Source organism: Bradyrhizobium sp. 17, from assembly GCF_023073515.1.
GTDB classification, from domain to species: domain Bacteria; phylum Pseudomonadota; class Alphaproteobacteria; order Rhizobiales; family Xanthobacteraceae; genus Bradyrhizobium; species Bradyrhizobium canariense_D.
The window spans coordinates 280,322-302,373 of the sequence record NZ_JADPJQ010000119.1 but is presented as its reverse complement, the minus strand read 5'-3'; the positions used below and the strand labels follow the sequence as shown (position 1 = coordinate 302,373).

Annotated in this window: 25 protein-coding genes; 18 read left to right on the top strand and 7 right to left on the bottom strand. The window is 63.6% G+C overall.

Going from position 1 to position 22,052, the window contains the following annotated elements:
* Positions 1-136 precede the first annotated feature (136 nt).
* The 3 genes from IVB13_RS29000 (at position 137) to IVB13_RS28990 (ending at position 2,118) form a co-directional block, all read left to right on the top strand.
* On the top strand, positions 137-631 hold the full coding sequence (locus IVB13_RS29000; protein ID WP_018454676.1) for a pilus assembly protein N-terminal domain-containing protein: 495 nt from the start codon (positions 137-139) through the stop codon (positions 629-631).
* A 270-nt stretch (positions 632-901) separates the two neighbouring features.
* The gene (locus tag IVB13_RS28995; RefSeq protein WP_026232791.1) at positions 902-1,474 is read left to right on the top strand and encodes a TadE/TadG family type IV pilus assembly protein; all 573 of its coding nucleotides are present in this window, start codon (positions 902-904) and stop codon (positions 1,472-1,474) included.
* A 23-nt stretch (positions 1,475-1,497) separates the two neighbouring features.
* Positions 1,498-2,118: a TadE/TadG family type IV pilus assembly protein gene (locus tag IVB13_RS28990; protein ID WP_039799130.1), complete on the top strand. Its 621-nt coding sequence runs from the start codon at positions 1,498-1,500 to the stop codon at positions 2,116-2,118.
* Positions 2,119-2,219: 101 nt separating this feature from the next.
* Here the strand turns inward: IVB13_RS28990 and IVB13_RS28985 are convergent, their stop codons facing one another.
* The 3 genes from IVB13_RS28985 to IVB13_RS28975 all read right to left on the bottom strand — a co-directional run bounded on the left by IVB13_RS28985 (position 2,220) and on the right by IVB13_RS28975 (position 4,554).
* A complete protein-coding gene (locus IVB13_RS28985) occupies positions 2,220-2,432 on the bottom strand; it encodes a cold-shock protein (protein WP_007599788.1) in 213 nt (70 codons plus the stop codon).
* Positions 2,433-2,701: 269 nt separating this feature from the next.
* Positions 2,702-2,989, bottom strand: a complete 288-nt coding sequence (infA, locus tag IVB13_RS28980) for a translation initiation factor IF-1 (protein WP_007599789.1) — start codon at positions 2,987-2,989, stop codon at positions 2,702-2,704.
* Between the two features lie 23 nt (positions 2,990-3,012).
* Complete coding sequence (locus IVB13_RS28975) at positions 3,013-4,554, bottom strand: DEAD/DEAH box helicase (protein ID WP_051112971.1); 1,542 nt, start codon at positions 4,552-4,554, stop codon at positions 3,013-3,015.
* A gap of 479 nt (positions 4,555-5,033) precedes the next feature.
* Between IVB13_RS28975 and urtA the strand changes: the two genes are divergently transcribed.
* From urtA to IVB13_RS28900, 15 genes are all read left to right on the top strand, one after another.
* Positions 5,034-6,356, top strand: a complete 1,323-nt coding sequence (urtA, locus tag IVB13_RS28970) for an urea ABC transporter substrate-binding protein (protein ID WP_026232789.1) — start codon at positions 5,034-5,036, stop codon at positions 6,354-6,356.
* An 84-nt stretch (positions 6,357-6,440) separates the two neighbouring features.
* Positions 6,441-8,048, top strand: coding sequence for an urea ABC transporter permease subunit UrtB (gene urtB, locus IVB13_RS28965; protein WP_018454671.1), 1,608 nt, complete (start codon positions 6,441-6,443; stop codon positions 8,046-8,048).
* A complete protein-coding gene (gene urtC, locus IVB13_RS28960; RefSeq protein WP_026232788.1) occupies positions 8,045-9,223 on the top strand; it encodes an urea ABC transporter permease subunit UrtC in 1,179 nt (392 codons plus the stop codon). The genes urtB and urtC overlap by 4 nt, the downstream gene beginning before the upstream one ends.
* Positions 9,220-9,981: an urea ABC transporter ATP-binding protein UrtD gene (gene urtD / locus IVB13_RS28955; protein WP_018454669.1), complete on the top strand. Its 762-nt coding sequence runs from the start codon at positions 9,220-9,222 to the stop codon at positions 9,979-9,981. The genes urtC and urtD overlap by 4 nt, the downstream gene beginning before the upstream one ends.
* 3 nt (positions 9,982-9,984) lie before the next feature.
* Positions 9,985-10,680, top strand: coding sequence for an urea ABC transporter ATP-binding subunit UrtE (gene urtE, locus IVB13_RS28950; RefSeq protein WP_247491015.1), 696 nt, complete (start codon positions 9,985-9,987; stop codon positions 10,678-10,680).
* Between the two features lie 30 nt (positions 10,681-10,710).
* Positions 10,711-11,541 carry an urease accessory protein UreD gene (locus tag IVB13_RS28945; protein WP_018454668.1) on the top strand — a complete coding sequence of 277 codons (831 nt, stop codon included), beginning with the start codon at positions 10,711-10,713 and terminating at the stop codon, positions 11,539-11,541.
* A 24-nt stretch (positions 11,542-11,565) separates the two neighbouring features.
* Complete coding sequence (locus IVB13_RS28940; RefSeq protein ID WP_018454667.1) at positions 11,566-11,868, top strand: urease subunit gamma; 303 nt, start codon at positions 11,566-11,568, stop codon at positions 11,866-11,868.
* Positions 11,869-11,877: 9 nt separating this feature from the next.
* Entirely contained in the window at positions 11,878-12,183 is a 306-nt protein-coding gene (locus IVB13_RS28935) for an urease subunit beta (protein ID WP_007599812.1), read from the top strand.
* A 57-nt stretch (positions 12,184-12,240) separates the two neighbouring features.
* Positions 12,241-12,780: an HD domain-containing protein gene (locus tag IVB13_RS28930; protein WP_026232787.1), complete on the top strand. Its 540-nt coding sequence runs from the start codon at positions 12,241-12,243 to the stop codon at positions 12,778-12,780.
* Between the two features lie 37 nt (positions 12,781-12,817).
* A complete protein-coding gene (gene ureC / locus IVB13_RS28925; protein WP_018454665.1) occupies positions 12,818-14,533 on the top strand; it encodes an urease subunit alpha in 1,716 nt (571 codons plus the stop codon).
* A 142-nt stretch (positions 14,534-14,675) separates the two neighbouring features.
* Positions 14,676-14,975 carry a putative quinol monooxygenase gene (locus IVB13_RS28920; protein ID WP_007599815.1) on the top strand — a complete coding sequence of 100 codons (300 nt, stop codon included), beginning with the start codon at positions 14,676-14,678 and terminating at the stop codon, positions 14,973-14,975.
* 14 nt (positions 14,976-14,989) lie between these two features.
* Positions 14,990-15,607, top strand: coding sequence for an urease accessory protein UreE (locus IVB13_RS28915; RefSeq protein ID WP_018454664.1), 618 nt, complete (start codon positions 14,990-14,992; stop codon positions 15,605-15,607).
* Positions 15,588-16,316 (top strand): urease accessory protein UreF, encoded by a 729-nt coding sequence (locus IVB13_RS28910; protein WP_018454663.1) that lies wholly within the window; start codon positions 15,588-15,590, stop codon positions 16,314-16,316. The genes IVB13_RS28915 and IVB13_RS28910 overlap by 20 nt, the downstream gene beginning before the upstream one ends.
* A gap of 158 nt (positions 16,317-16,474) precedes the next feature.
* Positions 16,475-17,098 (top strand): urease accessory protein UreG, encoded by a 624-nt coding sequence (ureG, locus tag IVB13_RS28905; protein ID WP_026232785.1) that lies wholly within the window; start codon positions 16,475-16,477, stop codon positions 17,096-17,098.
* A gap of 296 nt (positions 17,099-17,394) precedes the next feature.
* Complete coding sequence (locus IVB13_RS28900; protein WP_018454661.1) at positions 17,395-19,053, top strand: HWE histidine kinase domain-containing protein; 1,659 nt, start codon at positions 17,395-17,397, stop codon at positions 19,051-19,053.
* A 7-nt stretch (positions 19,054-19,060) separates the two neighbouring features.
* On the opposite strand, the gene IVB13_RS28895 is transcribed toward IVB13_RS28900, so the two are convergent.
* The 4 genes from IVB13_RS28895 to IVB13_RS28880 all read right to left on the bottom strand — a co-directional run bounded on the left by IVB13_RS28895 (position 19,061) and on the right by IVB13_RS28880 (position 21,980).
* Positions 19,061-19,690 carry a TetR/AcrR family transcriptional regulator gene (locus tag IVB13_RS28895; RefSeq protein WP_026232784.1) on the bottom strand — a complete coding sequence of 210 codons (630 nt, stop codon included), beginning with the start codon at positions 19,688-19,690 and terminating at the stop codon, positions 19,061-19,063.
* 67 nt (positions 19,691-19,757) lie between these two features.
* Positions 19,758-20,900: an OpgC domain-containing protein gene (locus tag IVB13_RS28890; RefSeq protein ID WP_018454659.1), complete on the bottom strand. Its 1,143-nt coding sequence runs from the start codon at positions 20,898-20,900 to the stop codon at positions 19,758-19,760.
* 176 nt (positions 20,901-21,076) lie between these two features.
* Positions 21,077-21,532: a hypothetical protein gene (locus tag IVB13_RS28885; RefSeq protein ID WP_247491013.1), complete on the bottom strand. Its 456-nt coding sequence runs from the start codon at positions 21,530-21,532 to the stop codon at positions 21,077-21,079.
* 76 nt (positions 21,533-21,608) lie between these two features.
* Positions 21,609-21,980 carry a DUF883 family protein gene (locus IVB13_RS28880; RefSeq protein ID WP_026232783.1) on the bottom strand — a complete coding sequence of 124 codons (372 nt, stop codon included), beginning with the start codon at positions 21,978-21,980 and terminating at the stop codon, positions 21,609-21,611.
* Between the last annotated feature and the right edge of the window lie 72 nt (positions 21,981-22,052).

Here is a 22,052-nt window from a genome sequence, read left to right as displayed (position 1 = left end):
AACGCCAGTCCGTTCAAACAATAGTCCGAGAGTTTGCGGAACGTTCACGAATTGAGGGCAGGTTAGCCGGGTCGGGCACCGGCTCGGCTGTTATCTGATCGCTTCTGCCGGTTTGTGACGTCCCGGGGGTAAGAGTATGCGTAAACAACTGCTGCGCCGTCATGCGCGCGTCTGTCTTCTGGTTGCGACAGCGGTGCTGGCATCGCCGGCTGCCGTCATTGCCGAGTCCGCCGATACCATCGCCGTCAATGTCGACCAGGCCAAGCTGGTGCGGCTGCCTGGCAAGGTGGCAACCATCGTGGTCGGCAATCCCCTGATCGCCGACGTCACGCTCCAGCCCGGCGGCATGATCGTCGTCACCGGAAAGGGCTATGGCGCCACCAATTTCATCGCGCTCGACCGCGGCGGCGAGATCCTGGTCGACCGCCAGGTCCAGGTCGAAGGTCCGAGCGACCGGCTCGTTACCGTCTATCGCGGGATCGAACGCGAGTCCTACAGCTGCGCGCCGCTTTGCCAGCGCCGCGTGACGCTCGGCGACAGCGACACCTACTTCAACAGCACGATGAGCCAGGCCGGTTCGTTGAGCAGCTCGGCGAGCGGCAGTGCCGGTGCGGGCGCCAAGACGAACTGACTAAGGCGAACTGAGCAAGACGAACCAAGTAAGACGAACCAAGTAAGACCAACCAGCAAGTTTGATTGGCGGATTTGGGGGCAAGGATCGTCCCCGCCCGCCGCACGCGCGCGAGTTTCTCTTTCCGTGTCCTCGTCTCCCTGGTCCGGGTCGTTCGCGGTTAACGCGCTCTTAACGGCCCGGGCCGCCGGGTGCGGATCGCCTGAAACACTTAAACAATCAGTTTCCGCTATTGAACATGGCAGATGATTGCTGCTGCTGGGGAATTTGATGCCTTCGCCTGCACCTACGAGATTCAGGCTCCTCGCCACGTTGCGCCGGTTTCGTGGCAGCCGCCGCGGCTCCGCAGCCGTCGAGTTCGCGCTCGTTGCGCCGATGTTCTTTGCGTTGCTGTTCGCCATCATCGAGTCGGCGCTGATGTTCCTGGCGAGCCAGGTGCTCGAGAGTGCCTCGCAAAATTCTGCGCGCGTGTTGCTGACCGGGCAGGCGCAATCCGGCACGCTCACGGCCTGCGCGGTCTCCGGCGTCAGCACACCCTGCTCGCAAACGACGTTCAAGGCTTACGTCTGCAGCCAGATCCCGGCGCTGTTTGATTGCACCAAGCTCTACGTCGACGTCGTGAGTACAAACTCGTTCGGAGCGCTGAGCCTCACCAATTATGGTGATTCCTGCAGCTTCAATCCAACCGGCGTGCAGTACAGTGCCGGGGCCGCCAACCAGGTCGTCGTGGTGCGGCTGTTCTATCAGTGGCCGCTCTTCGTCACTGGCCTTGGCTTCAACATGGGCTGCAACAACAAGCGGCTGCTGATTGCGACCGCGGCCTTCAAGAATGAACCCTTCTGAGACAGATGGATCCGAGCGGACAGATGCAGGCGATTGCGAATATCTGGAGGAATGCCCGTAACTCCGTGCGCGACTTCGTCGCCGACACGCGTGCGATCGCGGCGACCGAGTTCGCGGTCATCGTGCCGCTGATGCTGGTGATGTTCTTCGGGACCGTCGAATTTTCATCGGCCGTGGCGATCAATCGCAAAGTCACAATGATTGCACGGACTCTGTCCGATTTGACGTCGCAGTCGACATCGGTCGACGATGGCGACATGCAGGACACGTTCACGGCAAGCATATCGATGATCATGCCGTACGACGCTACGCTCGTGAACGGCACGGTCCTTCAGATCTATATCGACTCAAGCAAGGTCGCCAAGATTCAATGGAGCAAGTCCGCCACCATTGCCAACGGTGCGACGCAGGCCACGCTGACGGCTCCGCCCCCGACTCTGGTAGCTGGCACCACGGTCACCTCGATGATTCCGCCATCGCTCTTGATCGCGTCGACCTACCTTATCTTCAGTCAGGCGAGTTACGTCTACACGCCTTCTGTCAAATTCGTCCTGAAGACGGGCATCACGCTGAGCGATGTCTCCTACACGCGGCCGCGCCAGGTCACCTGCGTTCCTTACACGGGTGTAAAGTCGCCGTGCTGAAATACGAGAGCAGATCCTGGAATAAAAAAAGGCCGGGCATCGCGCCCGGCCTTTTCATTGATTGGTTCGCTCGAGCCGATCGGGGCCCGTAAGCGGTAGGCTCAGCCGGCGGAGCGGAGGTTGTCGGCTGCCGACTTGCCGGAACGGCGGTCGGCGACGATCTCGTAGGAGATCTTCTGACCTTCGCGCAGCGTGCCGAGGCCTGCACGCTCCACAGCGCTGATGTGAACGAACACGTCCTGGCCGCCATCGTCGGGCTGGATGAAGCCGAAGCCTTTGGTCGCGTTAAACCACTTCACGGTTCCCATGCTCATGGGGGTAGTCCCTTCTCAGATAACACAATGTCAGAGCCCGCTTGCGCGGACAGGTTAGATCGAATTTTTGGAAGGGTCGTCAGCGTGTCTGAACCGGCTGTACCGGTGGATGCTAATGTCGTCCGGCCGAAAATCGATTAAGTCATTTTATTGGAAACAGACACCCAAAACAATGCTGACGTGCACGATTTTTTGATCCGCCGTGATGGTCACGGCGGATCAGCATACACGTCGGAATTACAGGTCCGCGCTCGCGCGCTGGGCCCCCGCTAGCGGCGGCGGAACTGGCCGCCGCGCTGTCCGGGACGCGGAGGTCCGCCCATCCCGCTCGGACGTTCGTCCTTGTGGCGGAAAATCAGCCGGCCCTTTTCGAGGTCATAGGGCGACATCTCTACCGTCACGCGGTCGCCCGCCAGAGTCTTGATGCGGTTCTTCTTCATCTTGCCGGCGGTGTAGGCGACGATCTCGTGTCCGGCGTCGAGCTGCACGCGGTAGCGCGCGTCGGGGAGGATTTCGGTGACCAGTCCTTCGAACTGGATCAGCTCTTCCTTAGCCATGAATTTCTCCAGGTCGTGGACGGCTAGTGCGAATGGGGTTTGCGGTTCGGTTGGCCGTTCGGCCGACTCTCGCGGCGCAAAAAGGCAACGCCTTGTATCCCATCAGACGCCCCGGCGCTATGCGCGGAACGCTGTTCCGGACGGGCGTTTGGCGAAGAATGCGCCTTGCCTCCGGAGCGGCTGCGAGGAGCTGCCTTCGGGCCACTGCCGGGCCTTCCGTCGCCCTGCTTGGCGGCACTGTGGTGGCGCCCGTCCGCATGCCTTTCGTCGGCACGGCGACCGTCAGCGTGGCGTCCCTCACCATGCCTTGCGCCTTGCGGACGCTGGCCCGGGCGGCCCGGCCGACCCTGTCGTTGCTGCTGCGGGGGAGGGCCCGCATCGCGGCGGCCGGCGTCGGTGCGGCGATCCTCACGCGGCAGCGCCACTTTGATCAGCCGCTCGATGTCGCGGAGATAGGCGAGTTCCTCGCCGCCTGCGACCAGCGAGATCGCGGTGCCCTCGGCACCCGCGCGCGCGGTGCGCCCGATGCGGTGCACATAGGTCTCCGGCACGTTGGGCAGATCGAAATTGATGACGTGGGTGATGCCGTCGACATCGATGCCGCGGGCGGCGATATCGGTGGCGACCAGGGTACGGATCTCGCCGGTGCGGAACAGAGCGAGTGTCCGTTCGCGGTGGTTCTGCGACTTGTTGCCGTGGATGGCGCTGGCGGGGATGCCGGCCTTCTCGAGCGTCTTCACCACCTTGTCCGCGCCGTGTTTGGTGCGGGTGAAAACCAGCGCGCGGTTGACCTGCTCCTGCTTCAACAGCTGGGCGAGGAACGCCGGCTTGGCGGAGAAGTCGACCTGGATGATGCGCTGCTGGATGCGCTCCACGGTCGAGGAGACCGGGGTCACCGCGACGCGGGCGGGGTCGCGCAGCATGGCGTCGGCCAGCTCGGCGATGTCCTTCGGCATGGTGGCCGAGAAGAACAGCGTCTGCCGCTTGATCGGCAGCTTGGCGACGATTTTGCGGATGTCGTTGATGAAGCCCATGTCGAGCATGCGGTCCGCCTCGTCGAGCACGAGGAATTCGACGCTGCCAAGCTTCAGTCCGTTGCTCTGCACGAGGTCGAGCAAACGACCGGGGGTGGCGACCAGCACCTCGACGCCCTGCATCAGCGAGCGGACCTGACGGCCCATCGGCACGCCGCCGATGGCGAGCGTCGAGGACAGGCGGATGTGACGGCCATAGGCGTTGAAACTGTCGAGGATCTGGCCGGACAGTTCGCGGGTCGGCGACAGCACCAGGACGCGGGTCGTCTTCGGCTGCGGCTTGATGCGATTCTCGAGCAGGCGGTGCAGGATCGGCAGCGCGAAGGACGCGGTCTTGCCGGTTCCGGTTTGGGCGATGCCGACGACGTCGCGGCCGGTCAGCGCGGTCGGAATTGTCTGGGCTTGGATGGGGGTGGGGGTGACGTAGTTCTCTTCGGTGAGAGCACGGGCGATGGGCTCGGCGAGGCCGAAATCCTGAAACGAAGTCAAAAGATGGGTTCTTTCCATGTCAAAAGCGGGCGCCCGGCGCATTCGGCGCGGCGCGCGCAAAAGGGTGTCGAGTGGGACACCTGCGTGTTTGGGGTGTCGGATGGCTTGATGGGATGGGGCAAGCCAGACGCCCGTAAGGGCTTAAGAACACGCGGCTCGCAACGGTCTCCTGATTCGCAAGAGACCTCGACCTCATATGGAACATTGAGGCGGCGCTTTCAAGGCACGCCCCACAGAAACGGCGATCGCGGTGCAGAAATAGTTATGCCGGAAATTTAGCCAGAGTGACAAATTTGCTCAGAAAATAACCTGCCTGCCGCATTCGCATACATTAGAGTTGCTCAATGTTTAGGCGGCGCGGCCTGTGCGATACTTCGTTTTCTGTCAATTTCACCAGCAAAAACAATCGGTTGAAGGGTGTCTAATCCATGGCACAGTTCTTGCGAATCCGTTAATCGCAGGCGGCCGTTGGGGCCGTTTCGCAGCGTTTTTCACGTCTGCGTCAGGGAGATGAGACACTCATGCATAGCAAATCCACTCACGATATAGCGGCGCCATTTAGCCGCCGTGGCGTTCTCGCCGCGACCGCCGGACTGATGCTTGGTCTGGCTTCCATTTCTGGTGCGAAAGCCGCGGACGACACCATCAAGGTCGGCGTGCTTCACTCCCTCTCCGGCACCATGGCCATCAGCGAAACCACGCTGAAGGACACCATCCTCTTCCTGATCGACGAGCAGAACAAGAAGGGCGGCGTCAACGGCAAGAAGCTCGAAGCCGTGGTCGTCGATCCCGCTTCGAACTGGCCGCTGTTCGCCGAGAAGGCGCGCGAGCTGATCACCAAGGACAAGGTCTCGGTCGTGTTCGGCTGCTGGACCTCGGTGTCGCGCAAGTCGGTGCTCCCGGTGTTCAAGGAGCTGAACAGCATCCTGTTCTACCCCGTGCAGTACGAGGGCGAGGAGAGCGAGCGCAACGTGTTCTACACCGGCGCCGCGCCGAACCAGCAGGCAATCCCCGCCGTCGACTATCTGATGAAGGACGAGAAGGTGAAGCGCTGGGTGCTCGCGGGCACCGACTACGTCTATCCGCGCACCACCAACAAGATCCTGGAAGCCTATCTGAAGTCCAAGGGTGTCGCCCAGGAAGACATCATGATCAACTACACGCCGTTCGGTCATTCCGACTGGCAGACGATCGTGGCCGACATCAAGAAGTTCGGCTCGGCCGGCAAGAAGACCGCTGTGGTCTCGACCATCAACGGCGACGCCAACGTTCCTTTCTACAAGGAGCTCGGCAACCAGGGCATCAAGGCGAAGGACATCCCGGTCGTCGCGTTCTCGGTGGGTGAGGAAGAACTCGCCGGCATCGACACCAAGCCGCTGCTCGGCCATCTCGCCGCCTGGAACTATTTCCAGTCGATCAAGTCGCCGGAGAACGAGAAGTTCATCAAGGCGTGGCAGACCTACACCAAGAATCCGAAGCGCGTGACCAACGATCCGATGGAAGCGCACGTGATCGGCTTCGACATGTGGATCAAGGCGGTCGAGAAGGTGAAGTCGACCGATCCGGACAAGGTGATCGATGCGCTCCCCGGCATCGAAGCCAAGAACCTGACCGGCGGCACCTCCAAGATGCTTCCGAACCATCACATCACCAAGCCGGTGTTCATTGGCGAAATCAAAGCCAACGGCCAGTTCGACGTGGTGTGGAAGACCCCGGGTCTTGTCGCGGGCGACGCCTGGTCGAAGGAGCTCGACGGCTCCAAGGACCTGGTCGGCGACTGGGTCGGCAAGAAGTGCGGTAACTTCAACACCAAAACCAACAAGTGCCTCGGTTCGGGCTCCTGATCCGGATCTGACGCTCCATTGCACGATCGGAGAAGGCGGCGATCCCGCCGCCTTCTCCACCCTTTTCTGCCGGGGTCTTTCACAGTGCCAGCCAATTTGTCCGCCCGCCTCTGTTCGCTCCTGCTCTCGTTCTTCCTGATCGCGTTCGCACTGCCGGCCTTGGCCGGCCCGTTCGAGGATGCGGTCGCCAAATTCGCCAACGACGATTATTCCGACACGGAGGAGGCGATCGGCGTGGTCGCAAGCAGCGGCAATACGCTGGCCTTTCCGATCATCAGCGCGCTCCAGGACGGCCGGCTCATGGCCGACCCTGATAGCAAGAAGGTTTACGTCAGCGGCACCGACGGCAAGTCGATCGATGCCACGACCGGTCAGGCCGTGGCCAGCGTGCCCGACAGTGCGAGCGCGGTCCGCCTCAACAACCGCCTTCGCCGCAGCGTCGATGCGGCGATCGGCAGCCTGACGCTGCAGTCACCCGACATCGGAGCGCGGCTCCAGGCCGCGCAATCCGTCTTCAAGTCGCATGAGGAGACGTCGCTCGAAGCGGTCGATGGCGCGCTCGCCAAGGAAACCAACCGATCCGTCAAGGCTGCGCTGGGCGACGCCCGCGCGGCGATCCTGTTGTTCAAGCCGGATGCCACCGAGCTCGAGAAGCTCGAAGCCGTTGCCACCATCAAGGCGCGCGGCGACCAGGAGGCGATGGCGCTGCTGACCGGCATGGGCGACCAGCCGGCCTCGGTGACCAAGGCTGCCGCGAGCGCAATCGGCTCGATCCAGAGTTCGCTCGCGGTCTGGTCGATGGTGCAGAATGCCTGGTACGGCCTCTCGCTCGGTTCGGTGCTGCTGCTTGCTGCGATCGGGCTTGCCATCACGTTCGGCGTGATGGGCGTCATCAACATGGCCCATGGCGAGATGGTGATGATCGGGGCCTACACCACCTTCGTGGTGCAGGAGGTGATCCGTACCCGCTATCCCGTCCTGTTCGACTATTCGCTGCTGATCGCCGTGCCGCTCGCCTTCCTGGTGGCCGGCGCGCTCGGCGTCGTGATCGAGCGCAGCATCATCCGCTTTCTCTATGGCCGTCCGCTGGAGACGCTGCTGGCGACCTGGGGCCTGTCGCTGGTGCTGCAGCAGGCCGTGCGCACCATGTTCGGCCCGACCAACCGCGAGGTCGGCAACCCCTCCTGGATGAGCGGCGCGTTTGAGATCGGCCAGATCACGGTCACCTATAACCGGCTCTGGATCCTTGTCTTCACGCTCGCGGTGTTCGTCATTCTGCTCGCGATGCTGCGCTACACGGCACTCGGGCTCGAGATGCGCGCGGTGACACAGAACCGGCGCATGGCGGCTTCGATGGGCATCGCCACTTCGCGGGTCGACGCGCTGACTTTTGGTCTCGGCTCGGGCATTGCGGGCATCGCCGGCGTGGCGCTGTCGCAGATCGACAATGTCAGCCCCAATCTCGGCCAGAGCTACATCATCGACAGCTTCATGGTCGTGGTGTTCGGTGGCGTCGGCAATCTCTGGGGCACGCTGGTCGGCGCCTTCACGCTCGGCATCGCCAACAAATTCCTGGAGCCGGTCGCCGGCGCCGTGCTCGGCAAGATCGCCATCCTCGTTCTCATCATCCTGTTCATTCAAAAACGGCCGCGCGGCCTGTTCGCGCTCAAGGGCCGCGCGGTGGAAGCATGACCCCTCACATGCTGACGCGATCGCTGGACCGCGGCGCGACCATCTTCCTTGCCATCGTCGTGGCCTGCGGCATCCTCATCCCGCTCTCCAACCTGCTGCTGCCCGCAGGTTCGTTCCTGCAAGTGCCGACCTATCTCGTCGCGCTCTGGGGCAAATATGTCTGCTACGCGATCCTGGCGCTCTCGATCGACCTGATCTGGGGCTATTGCGGCATCCTCTCGCTCGGTCACGGTGCCTTCTTCGCGCTCGGCGGCTACGCGATGGGCATGTACCTGATGCGGCAGATCGGCAGCCGCGGCGTCTACGGCAATCCGATTCTGCCGGACTTCATGGTGTTCCTGAACTATTCGAAGCTGCCCTGGTACTGGTACGGCTTTGACATGTTCTGGTTTGCCGCGCTGATGGTGCTGATCGTGCCGGGCCTGCTCGCCTTTTCCTTCGGCTGGCTCGCCTTCCGCTCGCGCGTCACTGGCGTGTATCTGTCAATCATCACCCAGGCGATGACCTATGCACTGCTGCTCGCCTTTTTCCGCAACGATTTCGGCTTCGGCGGCAACAACGGCATGACCGACTTCAAGGACATCTTGGGCTTCAACGTGCAGGCCGAGGGCACGCGTGCTGCGCTGTTCGCGCTGAGCTGCCTGGCGCTGATCGCCGGCTTTCTGATCTGCCGCGCCATCGTCTCGTCCAAGCTCGGCAAGGTGCTGATCGCCGTGCGCGATGCGGAATCGCGCACGCGCTTCCTCGGCTACCGGGTCGAATCCTACAAGCTGTTCGTGTTCACAGTGTCGGCCTGCATGGCCGGCGTCGCCGGCGCGCTCTATGTGCCGCAGGTCGGCATCATCAACCCGAGCGAATTCGCGCCGGGCAATTCGATCGAGGCCGTGATCTGGGTCGCGGTCGGCGGCCGCGGTACGCTGGTCGGCGCCGCGCTCGGCGCCGTCGTCGTCAACTACGCAAAGACGTTCTTCACCTCCGGCATGCTCGCGCCCTACTGGCTGTTCATGCTGGGTGCCATGTTCATCCTGGTAACGTTGCTGCTGCCTAAGGGCATCGTCGGCACTTTCAACGCCTGGTGGGACTCGTCGAAGGAAAGGCGCGACGCCGCGACCATTGCGAGCGCCGCGGCCGAAGACGGCGTCACCCAACCCAAAATGGCGGAGGAGGCGCAATGAACGTCATGGACACCCGCGCGACCTCCGCAATGCTGTATCTCGACGGTGTGCACGTCTCGTTCGACGGCTTCCACGCCATCAACAACCTCTCGTTGACGCTCGAGCCCGGCGAGATGCGCGCCATCATCGGCCCGAACGGCGCCGGCAAGACCACGATGATGGACATCATCACCGGAAAGACCAAGCCCGACGAAGGCACCGTGCTGTTCGACGGAGTCACCGATCTGACGCGACTGGACGAGACCCGCATCGCCGAGCTCGGCATCGGCCGTAAATTCCAGAAGCCGACCGTGTTCGAGAGCCAGACCGTGCAGGACAATTTGCTGCTCGCGCTCAATGTCGACCACAGCGTCAAGGGTACGCTGTTCTGGCGCGGCAGCCGGGCGGAGGCCGAGCAGATCGACAAGGTGCTGGAGACGATCCGCCTCACCGATGCCCGCAACCGTCTCGCCGGCAGCCTCAGCCACGGCCAGAAGCAGTGGCTCGAGATCGGCATGCTGCTCGCCCAGGATCCGAAACTACTGCTCGTCGACGAGCCCGTCGCCGGCATGACCGACGTCGAGACGCATCTCACCGCCGAGCTGCTCAAGGAAATCAACAAGACCCACACCGTGATGGTGGTCGAGCACGACATGACATTCGTGCGCGAGCTCGGCGTCAAGGTCACTTGCTTGCACGAGGGTACCGTGCTCGCGGAAGGCACCATCGACCAGGTCTCGTCCAACGAGCGGGTCATCGAAGTTTATCTGGGGCGCTGAGCGATGCTTGAGGTCAAGGACATCAACCTGTTCTACGGCGCGGCGCAGGCACTACGCGGCGTGTCGATTGCGGCCGAGCCCGGCAAGGTCACCTGCGTGCTCGGGCGCAACGGCGTCGGCAAGACCTCGCTCCTGCGTGCCATGGTCGGGCAGTACCCGATCTCCTCGGGCGCCATCGTGCTCGACGGCAACGATATCACGGGCCTGAAACCCTATGAGCGCGCGCGCAAGGGTATCGGCTTCGTGCCGCAGGGGCGCGAGATATTTCCGCTTCTGACGGTCGAGGAGAATCTCAAGACCGGCTTCGGGCCGCTCAGGCGCGAGGACAAGCACATTCCGGACGACGTGTACTCCCTGTTTCCGGTGCTGCAATCCATGCTCGGACGGCGTGGCGGCGATCTCTCCGGCGGCCAGCAGCAACAGCTCGCGATCGGGCGCGCGCTGGTGATGCGGCCGAAGCTGCTGCTGCTCGACGAGCCGACCGAGGGCATCCAGCCCTCGATCATCAAGGACATCGGCCGTGCCATCTCGTACCTGCGCAATCTCGGCAACATCGCCATCGTGCTGGTCGAACAATATCTCGACTTTGGCTGCGAACTCGGCGACAGTTTTGCGGTGATGGATCGCGGCGCGGTGAAGTTCACCTGCGACCGCTCCAATCTCGACGCGAGCGAAATCAGCCGCCAGATGGCGCTGTAGGCCATTCTGCCGCGACCGGCTGGGGGGCGGATGCGCAGCGACGTTCTAACGGCATCTTCGGTGTTCGACGCCAACCGTGCCCGCGGCGCGGTGCGCTTCGACGTCCACGCGCGCGACGGTGTGACACGTCGCGGGATATTGCATGAGTCCGGCTCCCTGCGCGTGCGCTTCCCTTCGCCGGAGGACGAGGGGCTCTCCGGCGTGTTCGTCAACACGGCCGGTGGTGTCGCCGGCGGCGATCGCTTCGACATCGAGATCGCTGCCGCAGATGGTTCGAAGCTGACGCTGACGACGGCGGCCGCGGAAAAGGTCTATCGCGCGCCCGGTCAGGCGGCGGAGCTCAATATCGCACTGAACGTTGCCGCAGGCGCACATCTCGGCTGGCTGCCGCAGGAGACGATCCTGTTCGACCGCGCGCGCGTGCGTCGTCGCTTCGACATAGACCTCGATGCGACTGCCTCGCTCCTGCTGTGCGAGATCGTGGTGTTCGGCCGTACCGCGATGGGCGAACGGATGGAGCAGGGTGAGTTCGTCGATCGCTGGCGGCTGCGTCGCGGCGGCAAGCTAGTGTTCGCCGAGACCGTCAGGCTCGACGGCAATATTGGCGCAAAGCTTGCGCGATCGGCGGTGGCCAGGGGCGGCGCTGCGATTGGCACGGCGCTGATCGTGCCCGGCGACGAGGCCCTGATCGAGCGCATCCGCGAGGCCTCGGAATCCTTCGCCAGCGAGGTCGGGATATCCGCCTGGAATGGCTTTGCAATGGCGCGGTTCTGTGCCCAAGATGCGGCGCGTCTGCGCGCAGACATGATGACCGTGCTGGCGCGCACCGGCGCGGCGCTGCCGCGGCTCTGGTTGAATTGACGAAGTGAACGGAAGAGATTTCGTATGAACCTGTCTCCTCGCGAAAAGGACAAGCTTCTGATCTCGATGGCGGCGATCGTGGCCCGCCGCCGGCTGGATCGCGGCGTCAAGCTCAACCATCCGGAGGCGATCGCGCTCATCTCCGATTTCATCCTCGAAGGCGCGCGGGATGGCCGCACCGTCGCCGAGTTGATGCAATCGGGTGCGCAGGTTCTCACCCGCGACCAGGTGATGCCGGGCATTCCCGAGATGATCCACGACATCCAGGTCGAGGCGACGTTTCCGGACGGGACCAAGCTCGTCACTGTGCACGAGCCGATCAGGTAGGAGCGAAGCATGATCCCCGGCGAACTCTTCATCCAGGACGGCGAGATCGAGCTCAACGCCGGCCGCAAGACGGTGACGCTGACGGTCGCCAACACCGGCGACCGCCCGATCCAGGTCGGCTCGCACTACCATTTCTTCGAGACCAACCCGGCCCTGAAGTTCGACCGCAAGAAGGCCCGCGGCATGCGCCTCGACATCGCCGCCGGCACCGCGGTCCGCTTCGAGCCCGGCCAGACCCGCGACGTCCAACTCGTCGCGGTGGCCGGCAAGAAGACCATCTACGGCTTCCGCGGCGACGTGATGGGGAAGCTGTGAATTCCACAGGAACGAGCGTGGCGCGGCATGGTTGAGGCGAAAACGGAGGACTTTGCCATGCTGTCACCTGTCCGCCTCGTCTCCGAAGCCGCCGAACTCGCCGCGCGCCGTCACAACGGCATGGCGCGCAAGGGCCGCGGTCATGAGCCTTACATCAACCACCTCGCCGAGGTCGCGAACCTGCTTGCGACCGCGACCGACGGCGCCGACGCCGAACTGGTTGCAGCCGGCTGGCTGCATGATGCGATCGAGGACACCGACACCACGCGCGAGGAGCTCGCGCAAAAATTCTCCGACCGTGTCGCGTCGCTTGTCGACGAGTGCACCGACGATATGAGCCTGTCGAAGCCGGAGCGGCGGCGGCGTCAGGTGCTCGACGCACCGAAAAAATCGGCTGGCGCCAGGCTGATCAAGATCGCCGACAAGATCAGCAATATCGGCGCGCGCGTACATTCGGATCCGACGGCCGAGGAACGTGACGATCTCGTCGATTATACCGACTGGGCCGAACAGGTTGTCGCTGGTTGCCGCGGCGGTAACTCTTGGCTCGATACGACCTTCGACGACATGGTGCTCACAGCGAGAACCTCTCTGTGAGCACCGATCCAGAATTCAAACGCAAACGGGGCTTGTGATGTCCGTCAAAATAAAGCGTTCCGTCTATGCCGACATGTTCGGCCCGACCACCGGCGACAAGGTGCGGCTGGCCGACACGGATCTCATCATCGAGGTCGAGAAGGACTTCACCAGCTACGGCGAGGAAGTGAAGTTCGGCGGCGGCAAGGTGATCCGCGACGGCATGGGCCAGTCGCAGGTCACCAACAGGCAGGGCGCGGCCGACACAGTCATCACCAATGCGCTGATCGTCGATCACTGGGGCATCGTGAAGGCCGACGTCGCGATCAAGGACGGCATGATCGCCGGCATCGGCAAGGCCGGCAATCCCGACATCCAGCCCGGTGTCACCATCATCATCGGCCCCGGCACGGACGTGATCGCGGGTGAAGGCAAGATCCTCACCGCGGGCGGCTTCGACAGCCACATCCATTTCATCTGTCCGCAGCAGATCGAGCACGCGCTGATGTCGGGCGTCACCTCGATGCTAGGGGGCGGCACCGGCCCCTCGCACGGCACGTTCGCCACCACCTGCACGCCGGGGCCGTGGCACATGGGGCGGATGATCCAATCGTTCGACGCATTCCCGGTCAATCTCGGCGTCTCCGGCAAGGGCAACGCCTCGCGGCCCGCCGCGCTGGTCGAGATGATCAAGGCCGGCGCCTGTGCGCTGAAGCTGCACGAAGACTGGGGCACCACGCCTGCCGCGATCGACAATTGCCTGTCGGTCGCCGACGACTACGACATCCAGGTGATGATCCACACCGACACGCTCAACGAATCCGGCTTCGTCGAGGATACGATCAAGGCGTTCAAAGGCCGCACCATCCACGCCTTCCACACCGAGGGCGCCGGCGGCGGTCACGCCCCCGATATCATCAAGGTCGCAGGGCTGAAGAACGTGCTGCCGTCCTCGACCAACCCGACGCGGCCCTTCACGCGCAACACCATCGACGAGCATCTGGACATGCTGATGGTGTGCCACCACCTCGATCCCTCGATCGCGGAAGACCTGGCGTTCGCCGAAAGCCGCATTCGCAAGGAGACCATCGCGGCCGAGGACATCCTGCATGATCTCGGCGCGCTCTCGATGATCTCCTCGGACTCCCAGGCCATGGGCCGCCTCGGCGAGGTCATCATCCGGACCTGGCAGACCGCCGACAAGATGAAGAAGCAGCGCGGTTCGCTGCCGCAGGACAAGGGCAAGGACAACGACAATTTCCGCGTCAAGCGCTACATCGCCAAATACACGATCAATCCCGCGATCGCCCATGGCGTTTCGAAGCTGATCGGCTCGGTGGAGAAGGGCAAGCTCGCCGATCTCGTGCTGTGGTCGCCGGCCTTCTTCGGCGTCAAGCCGGATTGCGTCGTCAAGGGCGGCATGATCGTCGCCGCTCCCATGGGCGATCCCAACGCCTCGATCCCGACCCCGCAGCCGGTGCATTATCAGCCGATGTTCGGCGCCTTCGGCAAGGCGCGCACCGCGTCCTCGGTGGTGTTCACCTCGAAGGCCGCCATCACCGGCGGCCTCGCGCGTAAGCTCGGCATCGACAAGAAGCTCTATGCGGTCCAGAACACCCGCGGAAAAATCTCGAAGAAAAGCATGATCCACAACGACGCCACGCCCAATATCGAGGTCGATCCTGAGACCTATGAGGTCCGCGCCGACGGCGAGCTTTTGACCTGCGCCCCCGCCGAGGTGCTGCCGATGGCGCAGCGATATTTCATGTACTGAAATAGCGCCTCAACGCATGTCCCAGGACCATGTCCTGGTCGCATATCCGGGAGCGGCTTTTCCGGGTTTTGCGTTCGATCCCGCCTGGTCTAAGGTCCCGCCCGGTATCTGAAGCCCAGAAGAAAAGCCGGGAGGATTTCTCGTGATCTACGTCGTCGCCACCTTGACCATCAAGCCTGAAACGCGCGCCGAATTCATTGCAGCCGCCACCGCCTGCATCAAGGAGACGCGGAAAGAGCCCGGCAATATCGCCTATGATCTGCATGAGAGCGTCACCGATCCCGCCAAGATGGTGTTCGTCGAGCAGTGGGAGAATGCCGAGGCGCTGGTGCCGCATCGCGCCATGGAGCACATGAAGACGTTCGGCCGCGTCGCGGTGAAGTGTTTTACGGCGCCGCCGAAGATCGAAGTGATCACGCCCGAGAAGGTCGAGACACGGTAACGGGGTAAACGCGGATGATCCGGGCGACGCAGGTCAGGGGACAACACCGCTTCGCGGAAGCGCCGGCGGATACGGTCGTGCTCGATTTCGACGATCGGCACCGCCGCCGCATGGCAATGACGGGGACGCGGGGACTCGAGTTCCTGCTCGACCTGGAGAATGCCGTCGCGCTGCGCGGCGGCGATGCGCTGGTGTTGGAGGACGGCCGGCTGGTCGAGGTGGTCGCTGCGCCCGAGCCGCTGCTCGAGATCCGCGGCCACGATCCGCACCACCTTATTCGTGTCGGCTGGCATCTCGGCAATCGCCATCTGCCGACGCAGATCATGGCCAAGAGCCTGCGCATCCGCCGCGACCACGTCATCGAAGCCATGGTGAAGGGCCTCGGCGCGCGCGTGATCGAGATCGAGGCGCCGTTCGATCCCGAAGGCGGCGCCTATGCGGATGCCGGACATGCGCATGGACACGACGACCACGCGCATCACGATCACGGCCACGATGATCATCACGGTCATGATCACCATCATGATCATGCCGCACATGGCGACGGTCACGATCACCATCACCACCACGACGAGCATTGCGATCACCCGGACCATCACCACGGCCACAAGCATGCTCATGACCACAAATGAGCCGGTCGCGGCCCGCGACCTCGCGGAGTGCGAGGCGGCGGCGCTGTACCGGTTGATGACCTGGCTGTCGCCGGCGTTTCCCGTCGGGGGCTTTTCCTACTCCAGCGGCATCGAATGGGCGGTCGAAGCCGGTGACATCAACGACACCGCGTCGCTGGCGGACTGGCTCGATGCGATGCTTCGCGATGGCTCTGGCTTCTGCGATGCGACGTTTCTGGTCCACGCCTATCGCGCCACTGAAGCGGGCGAGGGCGACACCTTGGGCGATATCGCCGAGCTCGCCGCGGCCTTCGTGCCGTCGCGCGAGCGGCAGCTGGAGACGACATCGCAGGGCCGTGCCTTCATCGACATCGCCCGCGCCGCGTGGGATGCAGACGGGCTGGATGCGATGGTTGCGGCATGCCGTACGCCACTGGTCTATCCCGTTGCCGTTGGCGTGGTCGCTGCGATGCACGGCGTGCCGCTGGCGCCGACGCTGCACGCCTTCCTGCATGCGCTGGTCTCGAACTGGATTTCCGCGGCCAGCCGGCTCATTCCGCTCGGCCAGACCGACAGCCAGCGCGTGCTGGTGAGGCTGGAAGCCGCGGTTGCCGCGACGGCGAATCGTGCGCTGAATGCGACATTGGACGATGTCGGCGGCGCGACGTTCCGCGCCGACCTCGCCAGCGTGCGGCACGAGACGCAATATACGCGGCTGTTCAGATCTTGAGCGGGTTCGTCGCTTTCACTGTCGTCCTGGCGAAAGCCAGGACCCATAACCACGGGTGCGCGTGGTTATGCACAGATGTGGCTGCAGCGTGCCGTGACAATCGGATTCAGTGGTAACGGGTCCTGGCTTTCGCCAGGACGACGATAGGAAAAAAAGCAATGGCTACATCTCACGGCCCCTTGCGTGTCGGCATCGGCGGTCCGGTCGGATCGGGCAAGACTGCGCTGATGGACCTGCTCTGCAAGACCATGCGCGAGCGCTACGACATCGCCGCGATCACCAACGACATCTACACCAAATGGGATGCGGAATTCCTGGTACGCTCGGGCTCGCTGACGCCGGATCGCATTGCCGGGGTCGAGACCGGCGGCTGCCCGCACACCGCGATCCGCGAGGACGCCTCGATGAATCTCGCCGCGGTGGCGGATATGCGCGCCAAGTTTCCCGGACTCGATCTCGTGCTGATCGAATCCGGCGGTGATAACCTCGCTGCCACTTTTTCCCCGGAGCTCGCCGATCTCACCATTTACGTCATCGACGTGGCGGCCGGCGACAAGATCCCGTCCAAGGGCGGCCCCGGCATCACCCGGTCCGACCTCCTTGTCATCAACAAGATCGACTTGGCGCCCCATGTCGGCGCCTCCCTGGAAAAGATGGAGACGGACGCCAGGCGGATGCGCGGCGAGCGGCCGTTCGTCATGACCAACCTGAAAAAGAGCCAGGGGCTGGACCGCATCATCGGCTTCATTGAGGCCAAAGGCGGCTTGAAACGGGCCGGCTGACCGGCGCGACGACCTAACGCAGGCGTTTCCCCCGTTAACACCGTGGGCAGAGCCGTGTCCGCGGAACAAATTTCGGTCACGGCAATTGATTACCTCCGGTGCCCGGAGCAAATCCAACTCGGCCGGACCATCGGCGGGCCGATTTAAGCTTCTCAGGCGACCAAGTTGCGTACCGATGCCTCCTCCTTCATTATCTCGGCGATTGGGGTTCACCCTGTTTCGGCACGTGCCCGTTCGAGCGGCGTCCATATGCTCCGTATTTATTGCCGACCTCCTGCTTTCGCCTGAGTAGTCGCGTGGTCCGGCTGGGTTTCATCATCGGCTTCATTGCTCTTCTCGGGGCCTTGCTCTCCGGGCTTGCGGCTTATCGCGTCCACGACCAGGAGCTGGCGCTGGACCGGATCGCGCTGGCGCGCGCGATCGATGTCCATGCGAGCCTGGTCCAGGACCGGCTCACCGAGCGCGAACTGCTCGCGCGGGTTGCCTCCGGCCTGTTCCGGGCGCCGTCGGTGCTCAAGCCCAACATGCTCGAGCCGCTGCGCTCGGCCATCTACGCCTTCAAGACCGATTTCGTGGTGGCGGGCTGGGTCGCCCGCCTGAAGCCGAACGAGCTTGCCGCAGCACAAGCCGCGATCGCGAGCGCCGGCTTCCCCAATCCGCGAATCCGCAGCTATGAGGACAAGCCGATCGATCCGGCAGGTGTCACCCAGCCGATCGATGTGCTGATGGATCTCGAGCCGCGCAGCAACGAGACCAAGGGGCTGCCCGGCCGCAGTTACGACCAGGATCAGGTGCGCGGCGCCATGCTGGCGCGCGCCAGAGTGGAGAAGAGGTCGGTTGCCTCAGAACCGGTTGCCCTCCTGCGTGGCGACGGGTCGATCGGCATCATTGTGGCGGCTCCCGTCATCCCGGAGGGCGCGACGGAGCCGGCGGGCTTCATCACATTTTCCTATGAGCTCTCTTCCCTGATGCTGACCAACGACGACATGTCGTTGTTCGCGGTTGCGCTGAAGGATCCGCGCCGGGAGGGTGGCGAGTTGGTCGCCAACGATCAAGGCGTGGTCTCGGCCCGCCCGACAGCGGCCGATGGGCCGGCGCCGTCGGCGACGCGCACGGTGAGCTTCGGTGGTCGCGACTGGCAGCTCGGCTATTACGCCAAGACCAATTCGGCGCGCCGCGCCGAGCAGACTGCGATCATCGTGGCGGCGATCGGCCTTGCGATCACCGCGATGGTGTGCGGCCTGTTCGGCTATGTCGCCTACAACAATTTGCGGCTCAGCCGGGAAATCCAGGTCAGAATCGGCTTCGAGCGCCGGCTGACGGCTGTCATCGACGAGCTCAACCATCGGGTCAAAAACATCCTGGCGGTGATCCAGTCGATCGTGACCCGCACGCTGCGCCATGGCTCCGACATCGATGTCGCGCGCGAGCTCCTGATCGGCCGCATCCACGCCATGTCCAACGTCGTCTCGCTGCTCAGCGAGAGCCAGTGGCAGGGTGTCAAGCTGAAGGGCCTGTTCGAGGCGCGCGCCATCCCGCATGCCGACCGCATTGCCGTCACCGGTCCTGATATCGCAGTCAGCGCGCGCGCGGCGCAGAGTCTGTCGCTGCTGTTCTTCGAGCTCGCCTCGCACTCCGACGAGGGCCTGTCGCTTGTCGGCAAGCATCCGCACATCACTGCCAATTGGACGGTGACGAACGAGGGGTCCGGCGAGGTCTTCTATTTCCGCTGGGAGGAGTTCAACACCAGCGAAGCGACGCGCCGCCCCGATTCCGACTTCGGCCTGATCCTGCTCGACCGCGTCGCGCCCGAGGCGCTCGGCGGCACCGCCAAGCGCTATTTCACCGATGTCTCCTATGTCTACGAGCTGACCGCGCCGATGGAGACGGTCGAGGACATGACCGAGCGCGACCGCACCGACAAGCTGTCAGCACCGATCCGGCCTGCGCGGTAATTCGAGGCTAGCTCTTCGGCCGCAGCACGAGGTCAACCAGGGTCCGCGCGTAGGCCGGCGTGATCGGCGCGATGCCGAAGACGTAGCGGTAGAACAGGCTGCCATAGATCGCGTCGTAGAGATCCTGGGGCGGTGCTTCCGCCAGAATGCTGCCGTCGTTCTGGCCCGCGGCGATCATCTCGATCAGCGCGTCGCGGCGGAATTGCAGGTAGCGGGCGTAGAACAGCTCCGCCGAGCCGGTCTTGGAGATGCATTCGGAGATGACGGCGAGCTGGACCTTGCCGAACTCGCCCTGGAGGGCTTCGGCATAGGCGGCGGCATGGCGGCGTGCGCGCGCGGCGGGGCTGCCCGAGCTTGCATGCGGCAGCGGCAGCATCTGCGCGGCATGGTGAAGAAAGGCGTCGATCAGCAAGGCTTCGCGCGACGGCCACCATTTGTAGATCGTCATCTTGGAGACGCTGGAGTGGCGCGCGATCGCGTCAATGGTGGTGGCGGCAAGGCCGGTAGTGGCCATCAGCGCATAGGCGCTTTGGAGAATGGCGTTGGTGGTCTCGATCGACCTTGGCCGGCCGCGCCGGGGCGCGCCGTCGGCTCCCTCATCCCCGCCATTCGCCATCACCACGCCCGGCCTCCCCATGCAATCCGCTGCCGCTCCGCATAGCCCAGCCGTAATGGCCGGCCTAGGGGAATCGGAAGGTGCCGGGTTAGGCCTGTTGCCGCAAGGCCGCGGGCAGGTCCTGCCGCTTCGACCAGGCGATGTAATATGCGACCGCGGCCATCGCCGCGAAGCCGGCCAGGCTCACGGCAATCTGCATCACCACCAAATTGGCGCCGGTGATCAGGATGAGATGGCCGGCAAACGACAGGAACACGCCGACGCAGAACACCGCGAGCCATTCCTCGCCGCATCTGATCACCGCCTGAAGCGGCTTCAGTCGCAGGCCGGGATGATCGGCCGGGACGAAATATGTCGCGAGGAAAGCGAGCGCGAGGAAGTGGACCACGCGATAGGGGGCGAGGTCTTCCTTGTCGGTCGGCGTGATGGTGTTGAGCGCGATATCCGGCAAATAGGCCGCTAGCGTCGGCGAGTGTCGCATCAGCGTGATTGCCATCGCGAATACGAGATAGGCGCCTGCGAGCACGCGCAGCCAGGACAGGCCATGCAGCGCGCGGCCCGACGTGCCGGTCACGGCAAACCAGCCGCCCAGCACCATCAGCATCTGCCAGCAGAACGGGTTGAAGGTCCACTCCTGGTCCGGATAAACCCGGAAATTCCAGCCGAACCAGCGCGCCGCAACGTACAGCGCGACCGACGCCGCCAGCGTCAGGTTCGGACGCCGCAACAGCCCCCACAGCGCGAGTGGAAGGAGGGCCATCAGCGGGATCATCAGCTGAAGAAGATCGAGGTTCAGCGGCTCTTCCTGAAGCACCAGTCCGCGTATCAGGATCCGCAGCGGATGCTCGATGATGCCCGAGATGTTGTATTCGTTGATGATCTCGGGCGCCATCGATTGCGAGGCGACATAGGCGATGGCGTCGATGTAGATCACGAACAGGACGACATAGGCGGCGTAGAGCCGCCACATGCGCTGGAAGATGCGCGTCGCCGCGACGACGTAGCCGCGCTCCAGGGCGATCTTGCCGTGAATGATGGCCATGCCATAGCCGGCCACGAACACGAACAAGTCTGCGGCGCCGCTGAAGCCGAAATTGCGCAGCGTCAGCAAATTGACGACGTTGTTCGGGATGTGGTCGACGAAAACCGACCAGTTGGCGATACCGAGCGTCAAATAGAGCCGGGGGTCGTGTTGAAATGCGGCGAGGTTCGCCTGGACGGACGGTTTCATCGAAAAAATGGCTTTTGGAATCAGGGGCGCTGCTTTTAGCGGCAACCGCCTGCCTATCCGAGTAGCGTTTGCGTGATGGCGCAGGCAAACGGCGCGAAATTGGCGCGGGGCCGCCGGTGCCGATTGGATAGGCGCGTTCGCGGGACCCGTGACGAAATTTTCTAACCCGGTAGCTGCTACTCGGCAGGCTCAGCCGAGGCCTCGTCGGGTACGCCGGCGCGGCTCGCCATGAGTCCGAGGGCGACGCCGCCGATCGCCAGGATCGGCAACAGCCGCTTGATCCCGATGGCGCGAACGATCTGGAGACCGGTGCCGAGCAGCATGGGGTCCGCGAGCATGCTCGAGGCCGCCGATTTCGTGGCGCGCTCGGCCGCGATATGAGCTTGCTTGCGCAGCTGCCGTTTGTAGACCCAATAGCTCACCGCCGCGGTGAGGGTCAGCAGAAAGAAAATGCCCGCACCGGCGAGGCAGGCCTGCACCGGACCATATTTGTTGAGCACCGAAATGAATGCCGCCGCGCACAGGAAGCACGTGGTGATGAAGAGTGCGAACGCCGCGCCTGCTGCCAGCGAGGTCAGCCGCACAGTGGTGCCGGTGGATGCGCTGATCCCGTCGATGATGCGCTGAAACATGGTCTTGCTCCTCAGATCCCCACAAGCCGGCACCGGCGCCGCCGCTGCGCCACCGTCTCGATACCCGTTCGCGATCTCAGCGACGCCAGACCGCGCCGATCAGGAAGCCGATGCCGAGCGCAAGCCCGACGGTCGCGAGCGGCCGCTGCGTGATCGCGTCCTCCAGCGTCTCCTCGATCGAGCCGTAGGCCTCCTGTGCCGCGCCCATCATCGCGCTGCCGCGTTCCGACATGTCGTCGATCGCGGAATCCACGTTTTCGCGCGCTTGGCTATAGCCGCGGCGGGCTTGCTTGCTGGAGGAGTTGGCAAAAGTATTGAGCGCGTCGGTGATCTGATCAGTGAGGGCGGCGATATCGCTTTTCACGGCTGCTACATCCTTCTCGAGGCGTTCTCTGGTGGCTTTGTCGGTCCAGTCTCTCATCCCGGCTTCGGCATTGGTGGTGGACATCAGGGGCTCCGGGCTGTTGACGGTTGAGACAGCCGGGAAACGTTTCGTCGTGGTGTAAGTTCCGTTCACGGA